This window comes from Limnohabitans sp. Jir61, assembly GCF_003063545.1.
GTDB lineage: Bacteria > Pseudomonadota > Gammaproteobacteria > Burkholderiales > Burkholderiaceae_C > Limnohabitans.
The window spans coordinates 668460-680127 of the sequence record NZ_NESD01000001.1 but is presented as its reverse complement, the minus strand read 5'-3'; the positions used below and the strand labels follow the sequence as shown (position 1 = coordinate 680127).

Here is an 11668-nt window from a genome sequence, read left to right as displayed (position 1 = left end):
AATTACTTGGGTTGGTATTGCAAGGTTGCAAAGATACCGCGACCTGGGGTGTTGTAGCCGCCAGCCAGTTCGTAGTTGCGATTAAAGGCATTTTCTAATTTCACACGTCCCGTCCAATTTGCGTCGATCCTGCGGCTGGCGTAAAAAGTCCAAGTGGAATAGCCAGCCAGCATTTGTGATTGAGGTTCATTAAAATTGCCCCGTTCACCAGAACCAATCAATTTAGCGCCGACTTCATGCCCATGAATCCAACGAGACACATCAAGTGTTCCGTACTGCTTGGCACGACGACCAGGTACGTAGCCATCGGTAACATTCCAAGGGTCTTGGAAAACCAAAGCGCCCTTCACGTTATTACCCAAGAGGTCCGCTCGAACCGTCAGCTCATAACCTTTGTTTCGAACCTCGCCAATATTGGCATTGACCCAGTTACTATCCGAACTGATTGCATTTTGTGTACGGGTTTGAAAGTAAACCAAACGGGCCAGCGCTTTTTCGACGCTGTAGACAAGCCCAAGCTCTTGGGAGCGATGTGTCTCTGGCACCAAATTCGGATTTCCGCCCCAGCCAAACAATTCACCCGCAGTTGGAGCGCGAAAACCATTAGAGACTGTCGAGGTCAATCGCCACTGCTTGTCCAGTTGATAACCTGCTCCGAGCAAGTAAGTATTTGCAGAGAAATCGTTGACAGTTCCTGCACCACTCGCAACACGGCCCATCGTCAGCGAGTCTCGACGAGCATTGGCCTGCAAGGTCCAGCTCTTAAGTTTGGATGTGATACCCGCAAAGTAACCTGTTGTATTACGCTGCATGTCATAGGTACTCAACTGATTGAACTTTTCACGGGAACGATCCAAGCCAAACACGGCATTGGTAGATGAGAAAAGCTCATAGCTGTTAGACCAACGCAAGGCATCTTGGTGCCCCCGATACAAGCCATCTGACAAACGAGCGCCGTTTTTCAAATCGTCATATGAAAAATTAGAAGATGTGATGTCTAAATTTGTCGAAAAATCCTGCGTCAACAACTTGCGTACATATCCACCCACGGCATCTGTCTTGACTTGAAATTGATGCGCATCTGTTTTCAATGCACTGTTGCTGCCACTGTCATAGTCAGAAACTGCATTTTTCAGATTGGCGCGCAAACCAACCTGCAAAGTTCGGTCAATTTTTTGATCCACTTTGCCAGCGACATATTGACTGCGGTAGCTGTCACGGTCTGGATTCACATGAACGTTTTGATTCGCATCCATGGCCGAGAAACCGCTCGTACCCGAGCTACCTGCGTTCAGATCAAAACTTGTGCCATCCAATTGCCCACCATAGCCAACGCTCAACTCTGCCGTCTTATGCGATCCAACAGTCGCTAAACCGTATGCTTTTGGCGTGCCCTTACCCGTACGCGTGATGACGTTGATCACGCCACCGATTGCAGACTCGCCGTACATGGCACCGGCGTTGCCACGCAATATTTCGACGCGCTCAATTTGAGCCAAAGGCAAGTCCGTGATTGTCAAAGAGCCGTTGCCATCGATTTGTGAGCGAACACCGTCAATCAATACCAACACGTTTTTACTTTCTTGACCACGCATAAAAAACGAAGTGGTCGCCCCAGGCCCGCCATTACGACCAAACTCAAAACCTGCTTCGCCTTGAATTAAGTCTGCCAGGCTGGCCGCTTGCGACTTGTCGATGTCTGCGCGAGTAATCACAGACACCGAAGACAACACCTCCGACAAAGGCTGCTCCATACGTGTTGCAGACACAACCACCGGATTAATTTCAATCCCCTGTGCCTGCACAGACGCAGCAACAGCCAGTGACAAAACGGAAAGCGCAGGAGCAAACGCGCGTGCGCGAATAGATTTCTTCATGATTTAAATACCAACACTTACATGCTCTCACCGCCTTCCCCGACAGTGCTTGAGCGATTTAGCGATGCGTTTAGACGCACCGCCACCTTGTTGGCCGGTATCCGGGCTGGCGGAGACTACCTCTGTCGCCTTCCCAAGCGCTTGTTCAAGGCGCTCAGTGGCTTGTGTGACAGAAGCGGAGCCAAAGGGCTCGTCCGCTTGACCGTTGCGGGGGCAGCGCAGGTTTGGTTTTTGTCGAGCTGGTCGACGCAACCCTCCTGCTTCCCGTTGAACTGAGGCGTGTGAACCACACCTCGAGCACCAACATTGATAATTTTAACGATTTACCTTGCAGCCACCTTAAAATCCGATGGCCATGTCACAAACACCCCTGATCGATCAAATTGCCCAGCGCGTCGAGCACTTGCTGCTGCGTCACGAAGAACTTCAACGCACCAATGCATTGCTGGCAGCCCAAGTGCAAGAGCTCACGCATGAGCGCGACTTACTCAAGTCTCGCTTAGGCGCTGCCCGCCACCGCATTGACGCATTGATTGATCGCCTGCCTCAAGGCACAGAGGCTCAGACAAAGGACACCGCGTGAAGCAAATCGAAGTTCAAATCATGGGCCAAGGCTATGTGCTGGGTTGCCCCGAAGGTGGCGAAACGCGTTTGGGGCAAGCCGTGGGCAAAGTGGACGAAGCCATGTGCAAGATTCGCGATGCTGGCAAAATCAAAGCCCGTGACCGCATTGCGGTCTTGGCCGCTCTCAACTTGGCTTTCGACTTGACCGACCGCCCTGCTACTGTTCAAGCCAGTGGCGATAGCGGCACCTCCAGCACCGATCTGCACAGCTTGCTGCAGCGCATGGATGCAGTGCTCGCACGCGACAACCAACTCATATAAGCACGCCTACAATCAAGGCGTCTGCAAGTCCTTGAGGCTTTATATTTCCTTGAACCAATGCTCATAGAGCTCGGGCTTGGAACATCGGTTGATGAGCGTGATCGTCTCGCGTCAGATGAACCCAACGTTGACCTGACCTCGCCCACCTGAACCCCCGGTTCAGGATGACGGCCTCGGGGAGCCTTGCAGACACCTTTTAATCTTTAAGGCCGGCATCCCGATGGACCTCCAACCCCAACTGATTCTTGAACTTGCCACGCTTGGTATTTGCACCGGCTTTTTAGCAGGCCTGCTGGGCATTGGCGGCGGGATGGTGATGGTGCCTTTCATCACGTTCATGCTCTCGCACCGAGGTGTCGATGCAGACCTCGCCGTCAAGATGGCCATTGCCACCTCCATGGCCACCATCATCTTCACCTCTGTCTCTAGCGTGCGCGCGCACCACAAGCGCGGCGCAGTGCGTTGGGATTTGGTCAAAGGCTTGGCCCCCGGCATTGTGTTGGGCAGCATGATTGGCAGCTTGGGCGTGTTTTACTGGCTCAAAGGCTCTTACTTGGCGATCTTCTTTGGTTTGTTTGTGGGCTTCTCAGCCACGCAAATGTTCTTAGACAAAAAACCAGCGCCCACACGTCAAGTGCCCGCCACAGCAGGCCTGATGGGCGCAGGTGGTGTGATTGGGTTTATATCTGGCTTGGTCGGCGCGGGCGGTGGTTTTATCAGCGTGCCGTTCATGACATGGTGCAACGTGGCCATTCACAACGCCGTAGCAACCAGTGCAGCTTTGGGCTTCCCCATTGCGGTGGCCAACGTGGCGGGCTACATCATCAGCGGCATGTCGGTAGAAGGTTTGCCTGACGATGCCTTTGGTTTTATTTGGGTACCCGCCTTGGTGGTGATTGCGGCTTGTAGCGTATTCACTGCCCCTTTAGGTGCCAAGGCGGCACACATGCTGCCCGTGAAAAAACTCAAACGCGTGTTTGCCAGCGTCTTGTATGTGCTGGCGGCTTACATGCTTTACAAAGGCATCGCGAGCTAATTACTGAGGCACCAAGCACCACGGAGCTTGGTACTCCACCAGACCCATCCATAAGGTCCAACCCGAACTAGCGGCTAGGGCTAAGCCAGCCAAACGCACACCCCATGCACCGCTCCCTGTGGTGATGCTTTGCCCACCGCGCAGGCGCAGCCAGACCCAAGGCCCAATCGTCAGCACCACAGCGCTACCCAAGGCAAACAAGGCCATCACGCCTGCGCCCTCTAGCGGGCTGTTGCTAAGTGCCGCCACCAAGAGCGCACCGTAAAGCAAACCGCAAGGCATCAAAGCCCACAAGACACCAAGAATGACCGCGCCGCCATTGCGCAATTTGAGGTGGGCCGTCATGCTTTGCACACGACGCCAAATGCCACGTCCAAAGTCTTCCAGCCAAATAGGTTGTTCACCACGCCACAGCAACAAGCCACCCACCATGAAGGCCACGATGTGCATCAAGGTCCATACGGGACGGAAAACAGCCGATTGCGTGCTGAGCCAACCCACGCCCTGCATGGTGCTGGCGGCTAAGGCGCCTAATGCACTGTAGCCAATGATGCGGCCGAGTTGAAATAAGAGCATGGCGGACACGCCCTGCCCGCCTGTTTGCTTTTGGGCGGCACGCCCAATGCCTGCACAGGTCGCACCGCACATGGCCAAGCAGTGCGGCCCACCCGCTAGCCCCATGAGGAGTGCGGTGAGGGCCAAAGTTGTGTTCATCAGATGATTTTAGAGAACCTTGCGCGGTTCTTGTCGGCTTGAAGGTATTTGTCAAACACCATGGCGACGCCACGCACAAAGAACCAGCCCAGTTCGGTCACATGAATGCCAGTGTCGTCGATGCTCAACAAGCCTTGGTCTTGCATGGCAACTAAGGTTTCCATCTCCGGCGCAAAGTACTGCTTGAAATCAACCAAATGCGCCAACTCCACCGATTCAAACAATACGCTGCCCTGACACATCAGCGCCATGATGACGGTACGACGCACCAAATCATCACGGCTCAAGGCCATGCCACGCACGACAGGCAGGCGGCCTTGGTTGAGCAAGTCGTAGTACTCGTCTAAGGTCTTCACGTTTTGACTGAAGGTCGGGCCCACGCGGCCGATCGACGAGACGCCCAAAGCAATCAAGTCGCAATCGGGTTGTGTGCTGTAGCCCTGAAAGTTGCGATGCAAGCGACCTTGGCGTTTGGCCACAGCCAAAGCATCGTTTGGCAAAGCGAAGTGATCCATGCCCACATAGACATAGCCCGCAGCCATCAACACGCGCATGGCACTCGAGAGCATCACCAGCTTAGACGCCGCAGGCGGTAAATCTTGGGTGTGAATGCGGCGCTGCGGCTTGAAGCGCTCGGGCAAATGGGCGTAGGCGTACAAGGCAATGCGGTCTGGGCGCAGCTGTGTGATTTGCTCTAGCGTGCGCTCAAAGGTTTCTGGCGTTTGCATAGGTAAGCCATAAATCAAGTCCGCATTGATAGACTCAAAACCAAGCTCTCGAGCAGCAGCGACCAAGTCAAACACTTGCTCCGCAGGTTGAATGCGGTGCACGGCTTTTTGCACAGCAGGCTCAAAGTCCTGCACGCCAAAGCTCAAACGGTTAAAGCCAAGCTCTGCCAAATGAGCTAAGCGCTCACGCGTCACGGTGCGAGGGTCAATCTCTACCGAATATTCACCGCCTGGCGTGAACTGAAAGTTGCGTCGCAGCATGGTCATCAACTGCGTCAATTCAGCGTCATTCAAAAACGTGGGACTGCCACCGCCCAAATGCAACTGTGAGACCACCTGTCCTTGGCCTAGGTGCGCAATGTTGAGGTCAACCTCACGCGCGAGGTAATGCAAATACTCGGCACCTCGCTCATGATGCTTGGTGATGATCTTGTTACACGCACAGTAATAACAAAGCGATTCACAAAACGGGATGTGCACGTACAGTGACAACGGATAGGCTTTGGCGCCCAACCCATCACGGCGTTGCTCAAGTGCTTGCAGATAATCTGCTTCACCAAACGCCTCCACAAATCGATCCGCTGTGGGGTACGAGGTGTAACGCGGCCCCGCCACATCGTAGCGTTGCAAGAGTTCTGGATTTAACACAAGAGAATGCATAAGTTCACATCTATATTTGCGCTCCATAATAGGGGTTCAACAGCTTCAAAAAGTTGACCTGCATCAACACAAACGTCCGTCTGTTCCAATGAGTCTCACCAGTATCAAAGTCGCCTGTTCCAACTGCAATTTGCGCGAACTCTGCATGCCACTTGGCTTGAATGAGAGCGAAATGGAACGCGTGGACGAAGTGGTAGCCACCCGCCGTAAGGTGGCACGTGGCGACAACCTGTTTAGAAATGGTGACAAGTTCAATGCCTTGTACGCCATTCGCACAGGGTTCTTTAAAACACGTATTTCAGCAGAGGACGGTCGCGACCAAGTGACTGGTTTTCAGATGGCTGGTGAAATCATTGGCTTGGATGGCATCGTGAGCGACCACCATACCTGTGATGCCGTGGCATTGGAAGACGCCGAGGTGTGCGTCATGCCGTTTGACCGCATTGAAGAGCTATCTCGCGAAATCACCTCGCTACAACGCCACGTGCACAAAATCATGAGCCGTGAAATCGTGCGCGAAAACGGCGTGATGTTGCTGTTGGGTAGCATGCGCGCTGAAGAGCGTTTGGCAGCCTTCTTGCTCAACCTCGTGCAACGCTTGCACGCGCGTGGATTCTCTCAATCAGAGTTGGTTCTGCGTATGACACGCGAAGAAATCGGTAGCTACTTGGGCCTCAAGTTAGAAACCGTGAGCCGCACCTTTTCGAAGTTTGTTGATGACGGCATTGTCGAGGTCAAACAACGCCATGTGCGCATCTTGAACCCAGACGGGCTCAAGCTCATTGTCAACTCACAAACCTGCTAAAAAACAGCCCCCGCTCAGGGCTTGGCGGGTTCTGACTTAGGTGTCACCACATGGTTGCGAGATTCCATGGCGGGTGCGAGCTGAAGGTCTTTTTCAGCAGCTAATGTTTTGTTGATGTCCAAACCACGCTTGTAATAGTCCTCCGCAATGACAGGGTCAGGCGTGCGAATGGCAATGGCCAGTGTCACAAAGCCTGCCACCACCACAGCCGCAGGCCCCGCAATGATGAGCCACACGTGACCGTATTGCCACCAAGGTTTGGTATCTGGTGTTTCGTTTTTCATGATGATTTATCTTGGAACAATGAAGACTGATTTTTCGATGACGAAGTCATCGCTGCCTATGGCTTGCACTTCAAATTGAATTTTGTGTGAACCGCTGTCTGCTGAACCATAAGGAATTTCAGCACTCAGCACAACCCACCGAGCTTGCGCTGCTTCGACAGTGACATCTGTTTGAGTGGTAATTTTGAGATTGGGTAAGCCGTTCACAGACAAATGGTATGTTCGCGGAACTTCTGCCGCGTTCATGATTTGCAAGCGATACACGTTTTCGAGCGTGCCGCTTTCTGTGATGCGCGACAAAGTGGAACGATCACGCACGACATCGACTTTGAACGGCGTTCGCAAACCAAGTGAGACCAGCAGCCCCAAGGTGACCGCCACCAAAATCATGGTGTAAATCTGAACCTTTGGGCGCATCACGCGCTGCCAGATTTGTTGGGGCGTCCACTTGTTGTCAAGTGCGTTTTGCGTGGAATACCTCACCAAACCTTTGGCATAGCCCAGCTTGTCCATCACGGTGTCGCACACGTCAGCACACGCACCGCAGCCAATGCATTCGTATTGCAAACCATCTCGAATATCAATACCCGTAGGGCACACCTGCACGCACAAAGTGCAATCCACGCATGCACCTAAATTCAAAGCTGCCACATCGGCACTTTTAGCACGTGGACCGCGTGGTTCTCCACGTTCTGCGTCATAGGTGACGATGAGCGTGTCGTTATCAAACATCGCGCTTTGAAAGCGAGCATACGGGCACATGTATTTACAAACCTGCTCACGCATGAAGCCGGCGTTGCCATAGGTGGCGAACGCATAGAAGAAGACCCAGAAGAGTTCCCACGACGACATTTGCGTTAGGAAAAACTCCATGACCAATTCACGGATGGGTGTGAAGTAGCCGACAAAGGTAAAACCTGTCCAGATCGAAAGAAAGATCCAGATGAAATGTTTGTACCATTTTTTAACCAGTTTCTCGAGTGAAAAATCTGCATCATCCAAACGCATGCGGGCTGAACGATCGCCCTCAATCTTGCGCTCAATCCACAAGAAAATTTCGCTGTACACCGTTTGCGGGCAGGCATAGCCACACCACAAGCGCCCTGCTACTGCAGTAAATAAAAACAGCGCCAATGCCGAAATCACCAACAAGCCGGTGAGGTAAATAAAGTCTTGCGGGTACAAGACCAAACCAAATATATAAAAACGGCGCGATGCTAGATCAAACAACACCGCTTGGCGTGTACCCCATTCAATCCAAGGTAAGCCATAAAAAATCAATTGCGTCAGGACAACAAAAATCCAGCGCCAATAAGCAAAGATACCCTCGACAGAGCGAGGGTAAATTTTTTTAGATGCAGCATAAAGCGAAACCATCACCTCGTCCGCAGAGCCCGAAGGCTCTGGAACGATGGGGATGGTTTTGCGCTGCTTAGAGTCGTCAGCAGAATTCAAAGCAGATTACTTCGTGACAGTAGGTTTGTTAGAGAAGCCCCAAACATAAGCAGTCAACACGTGAATTTGTGACGTAGTCAAACGACCTTCTTGTGCAGGCATTTGGTTGATTTTGCCGTTGTTGATCATGGCCGTGATGGCCGCTTCACCCCAACCGTGCAACCAAATCTTGTCGGTCAGATTGGCAGAGCCAACCGCTTGCATACCAGCGCCATCAGGACCGTGACATGCAGCACACGCGCCGAATTTACCTTTACCCAATGCAGCTCGCACGGAGTCGTGTGGGCTACCAGACAAGCTCAACACGTAGTGAGAAACGTTACGAACATCGTCAGGTGTACCTACGGCAGCAGCCATGGGAGGCATTTGACCAATACGACCTTTGGTCAACGTTTCCTTGATTTTGTCGGGTGTGCCGCCGTGCAACCAGTCCTTGTCGGTCAAGTTAGGGAAGCCTTTTGAACCACGCGCGTCAGAGCCGTGACACTGTGCGCAATTGTTCATGAACAAACGCTCACCCACAGCCATGGCTTTGGGGTCTTGAGACAGTTGCTCAGGTGTTTGTGCGTTGAAGGCTGCATACAAAGGCTCGAGGTCTTTGTTGGCCTTGGCCACTTCGGCTTCGTATTGGTTCTGTGAGGTCCAGCCCAATTTGCCGCCAAAACTACCCAAACCGGGGTAGGCAATGAAATACACCGCAGCAAACACCATGGTGATGATGAACAGCCACAACCACCAACGTGGCAAAGGGTTGTTCATTTCGCGCAGGTCTTCATCCCACACGTGGCCAGTTGTGCCGTCTTCTTCGTGTGCCGAAACCTTAACTTTGGCCGAGAACCACAGCAAAAACGCGCAGTACACGATGCCCAAAATGGAGATGGCAGATACGAAGATCGACCAAAAATTACTTGTGAAATCACTCATGATTCGATTCCTTTACAAAGACCTCTAGGCCTTAGTCTTGATCGAGGGGCAGCTTCGATGCTGCCTCAAAATCTTCTTTGTTACGTCGAGAAAAAGCCCACACCATGATGCCGATGAATACCGTGAATGAAAGCACCGTGGTGATGATTCGCAGATCGTTGACATCCATGGATGAGTCTCCTTATTTGAGCGCAAGGCCCAGAGATTGGAGGAAAGCAACAACAGCTTCGATCTCAGTTTTACCCGTGACTTCTTCTGTCGCCTTAGCGATTTCTTCATCCGTGTATGGCACACCCACTGTGCGTAAAGCCTTCATGTGTGCTGGCAATGCATCGGCATCGACCAACGCGGTGGTCAGCCAAGGATATGCAGGCATATTGGACTCAGGCACCAAATCACGTGGGTTGTTCAAGTGAACACGGTGCCATTCGTCGCTGTACTTGCCGCCTACGCGAGCCAAGTCTGGACCTGTGCGCTTGCTGCCCCATTGGAAGGGGTGGTCATACACAGACTCGCCTGCTACTGAATAGTGACCGTAGCGCAGTGTCTCTGCCCGGAAAGGACGGATCATTTGTGAATGGCAGTTGTAGCAACCTTCGCGGATGTACACATCGCGCCCCGCCAACTGCAACGCTGTCAAAGGCTTCACGCCGGTCACAGGTTCAGTGGTGGATTTTTGGAAAAACAAAGGCACGATCTCAACCAAGCCGCCGAAGGCGACCGCGATCAAGATCAACACGATCATCAAAAAGTTATTGGTCTCCACGCTAGCGTGGGAGAAGCCTTTGGAATTGTTATCAGACATTTATTTCTCCTCAGGCGTGTGCAGGTGCTGGAATGGCAACGCTAACGGTTTGACCGCCGAGAGCTGTCTTTGCAACGTTCCACAACATGATGATCATGCCGCTCAAGTACAGCAGACCACCGCACACACGAATCACGTAGAACGGATAAGTGGCTTTGACAGACTCAACGAAGGTGTATGTCAATGTGCCGTCGGCGTTGATAGCGCGCCACATCAAACCTTGCATCACACCGGCAATCCACATCGCAGCGATGTACAACACGATACCGATGGTGGCCAACCAGAAGTGAACTTCGATGGCCTTGACGCTGAACATTTCCTTGCGGCCGAACAACTTAGGAATCAAGAAGTAGATCGAACCCATGGACACCAAGCCCACCCAACCCAAAGCACCTGAATGCACGTGGCCGACGGTCCAGTCTGTGTAGTGGCTCAACGCGTTCACAGTTTTGATGGCCATCATGGGGCCTTCGAAGGTGGACATGCCGTAGAACGACAAAGACACGATCAAGAAGCGCAGGATAGGGTCATCACGCAGTTTGTGCCATGCGCCAGACAAGGTCATGATGCCGTTGATCATGCCGCCCCAGCTGGGAGCCAACAACACCAAGGAGAACACCATACCGACGGACTGAGTCCAGTCAGGCAAAGCGGTGTAATGCAAGTGGTGAGGACCCGCCCACATGTAAGTGAAGATCAAAGCCCAGAAGTGAACAATCGACAAACGATACGAGTACACAGGGCGACCCGCTTGTTTAGGGATGAAGTAATACATCATGCCCAAGAAGCCGGCCGTCAAGAAGAAGCCCACTGCGTTGTGGCCGTACCACCACTGCACCATCGCATCTTGTGCGCCAGCGTAAGCAGAGTAAGACTTCATCATGCCTGCAGGAATCGCAGCGCTATTGACGATGTGCAACAAAGCCACTGCAATGATGAACGCACCGTAGAACCAGTTGGCCACGTAGATGTGTTTGACCTTACGTGTACCGACGGTACCGAAGAACACCACAGCGTAGGCAACCCACACTACAGCAATCAAAATGTCGATGGGCCACTCGAGCTCAGCGTATTCCTTACCTTGTGTGAAACCCAAAGGCAAGCTGATAGCTGCAGCCAAGATCACCAACTGCCAACCCCAGAAGGTGAAGGAAGCCAGCTTAGGCAAAAACAAAGCTGTGTGGCAGGTGCGCTGCACCACGTAGTAGCTGGTGGCGAACAGCGCAGAACCGCCGAACGCAAAGATCACCGCATTGGTGTGCAACGGACGCAGACGGCCGTAAGTCAACCAAGGGATACCAAAGTTCAGTTCTGGCCAAGCGAGTTGAGAAGCGATGATCACGCCTACCAACATGCCAACCACACCCCAAACCACCGCCATGATGGAAAACTGCCGTACAACTGAGTCGTTGTAAACAGCGTGCTGTGATGAGTTCATCGGTCACCTTTCATTTTTCAAACCAGTATCCTCAAATAACTCCAAGGAGTTATTGAT

At 52.6% G+C, this 11668-nt stretch carries 13 protein-coding genes and 1 riboswitch; of the genes, 4 read left to right on the top strand and 9 right to left on the bottom strand.

Annotated elements, in window-relative coordinates:
* Positions 1 to 2 precede the first annotated feature (2 nt).
* Positions 3 to 1877: a TonB-dependent receptor domain-containing protein gene (locus tag B9Z35_RS03325; protein ID WP_108282223.1), complete on the bottom strand. Its 1875-nt coding sequence runs from the start codon at positions 1875 to 1877 to the stop codon at positions 3 to 5.
* Between the two features lie 74 nt (positions 1878 to 1951).
* Positions 1952 to 2197, bottom strand: a riboswitch (cobalamin riboswitch).
* A gap of 35 nt (positions 2198 to 2232) precedes the next feature.
* On the opposite strand from B9Z35_RS03325, the gene B9Z35_RS03320 reads away from it, so the two are divergent.
* The 3 genes from B9Z35_RS03320 (at position 2233) to B9Z35_RS03310 (ending at position 3798) form a co-directional block, all read left to right on the top strand.
* The gene (locus B9Z35_RS03320; protein ID WP_108282803.1) at positions 2233 to 2460 is read left to right on the top strand and encodes a DUF904 domain-containing protein; all 228 of its coding nucleotides are present in this window, start codon (positions 2233 to 2235) and stop codon (positions 2458 to 2460) included.
* Positions 2457 to 2762, top strand: coding sequence for a cell division protein ZapA (locus B9Z35_RS03315; protein ID WP_108282222.1), 306 nt, complete (start codon positions 2457 to 2459; stop codon positions 2760 to 2762). Before B9Z35_RS03320 ends, B9Z35_RS03315 begins: the two co-directional genes overlap by 4 nt.
* Before the next feature lie 220 nt (positions 2763 to 2982).
* Positions 2983 to 3798 carry a sulfite exporter TauE/SafE family protein gene (locus tag B9Z35_RS03310; RefSeq protein WP_199219754.1) on the top strand — a complete coding sequence of 272 codons (816 nt, stop codon included), beginning with the start codon at positions 2983 to 2985 and terminating at the stop codon, positions 3796 to 3798.
* Here the strand turns inward: B9Z35_RS03310 and B9Z35_RS03305 are convergent, their stop codons facing one another.
* Together B9Z35_RS03305 and hemN are read right to left on the bottom strand one after the other, a co-directional pair.
* Positions 3799 to 4512 (bottom strand): sulfite exporter TauE/SafE family protein, encoded by a 714-nt coding sequence (locus B9Z35_RS03305; protein ID WP_108282220.1) that lies wholly within the window; start codon positions 4510 to 4512, stop codon positions 3799 to 3801. It lies immediately after the preceding gene.
* Positions 4512 to 5900, bottom strand: coding sequence for an oxygen-independent coproporphyrinogen III oxidase (gene hemN / locus B9Z35_RS03300; protein WP_108282219.1), 1389 nt, complete (start codon positions 5898 to 5900; stop codon positions 4512 to 4514). Before hemN ends, B9Z35_RS03305 begins: the two co-directional genes overlap by 1 nt.
* 88 nt (positions 5901 to 5988) lie before the next feature.
* Here hemN and fnr point away from each other — a divergent pair, with 88 nt between their 5' ends.
* A complete protein-coding gene (gene fnr, locus B9Z35_RS03295) occupies positions 5989 to 6705 on the top strand; it encodes a fumarate/nitrate reduction transcriptional regulator Fnr (protein ID WP_108282218.1) in 717 nt (238 codons plus the stop codon).
* A 14-nt stretch (positions 6706 to 6719) separates the two neighbouring features.
* Here the strand turns inward: fnr and B9Z35_RS03290 are convergent, their stop codons facing one another.
* From B9Z35_RS03290 to ccoN, 6 genes are all read right to left on the bottom strand, one after another.
* The gene (locus tag B9Z35_RS03290) at positions 6720 to 6989 is read right to left on the bottom strand and encodes a FixH family protein (protein WP_108282217.1); all 270 of its coding nucleotides are present in this window, start codon (positions 6987 to 6989) and stop codon (positions 6720 to 6722) included.
* A 6-nt stretch (positions 6990 to 6995) separates the two neighbouring features.
* On the bottom strand, positions 6996 to 8366 hold the full coding sequence (gene ccoG, locus B9Z35_RS03285; RefSeq protein WP_108282802.1) for a cytochrome c oxidase accessory protein CcoG: 1371 nt from the start codon (positions 8364 to 8366) through the stop codon (positions 6996 to 6998).
* 84 nt (positions 8367 to 8450) lie between these two features.
* The gene (gene ccoP / locus B9Z35_RS03280) at positions 8451 to 9368 is read right to left on the bottom strand and encodes a cytochrome-c oxidase, cbb3-type subunit III (protein ID WP_108282216.1); all 918 of its coding nucleotides are present in this window, start codon (positions 9366 to 9368) and stop codon (positions 8451 to 8453) included.
* 31 nt (positions 9369 to 9399) lie between these two features.
* On the bottom strand, positions 9400 to 9537 hold the full coding sequence (locus B9Z35_RS03275; RefSeq protein ID WP_108282215.1) for a cbb3-type cytochrome c oxidase subunit 3: 138 nt from the start codon (positions 9535 to 9537) through the stop codon (positions 9400 to 9402).
* A 12-nt stretch (positions 9538 to 9549) separates the two neighbouring features.
* Positions 9550 to 10173, bottom strand: a complete 624-nt coding sequence (gene ccoO, locus B9Z35_RS03270; RefSeq protein ID WP_108282214.1) for a cytochrome-c oxidase, cbb3-type subunit II — start codon at positions 10171 to 10173, stop codon at positions 9550 to 9552.
* A gap of 10 nt (positions 10174 to 10183) precedes the next feature.
* Positions 10184 to 11611 (bottom strand): cytochrome-c oxidase, cbb3-type subunit I, encoded by a 1428-nt coding sequence (ccoN, locus tag B9Z35_RS03265; protein ID WP_108282213.1) that lies wholly within the window; start codon positions 11609 to 11611, stop codon positions 10184 to 10186.
* Positions 11612 to 11668: the final 57 nt, after the last annotated feature.